Below are 215 nucleotides of genomic sequence, written 5' to 3'. Positions count from 1 at the left end.
TGAACAAGTAGTTGTCGTATTTTCAATTAAAGATAAAGTAATCGTTTGATCAACCGTTGCTGCTGTAATTACTACTTGTCCATTTCCGGAAGCATCTAAAACAACCGTTTGAGTAGTTGTTCCTCCATCTAACGAATAACTTACTGTTGCATCTGCTGTACCAACAATATCAAATATAGCATCTTCTCCTTCGCAAATAGGGCCATTTCCTGTTA

The 215-nt window shown here is 36.7% G+C and carries 1 protein-coding gene; it reads right to left on the bottom strand.

Annotated features, from left to right (window positions below; genetic code table 11):
• Nucleotides 1-215: hypothetical protein (locus tag FHG05_RS18530; RefSeq protein ID WP_181369200.1), on the bottom strand; the 215-nt coding region annotated here is incomplete at both ends.

Origin of the sequence: Flavobacterium profundi (assembly GCF_006491645.1) — a bacterium.
GTDB lineage: Bacteria > Bacteroidota > Bacteroidia > Flavobacteriales > Flavobacteriaceae > Flavobacterium > Flavobacterium profundi.
The sequence above is the reverse complement of the archived record's forward strand: the minus strand, read 5'-3'. Positions and strand labels throughout refer to the sequence as shown.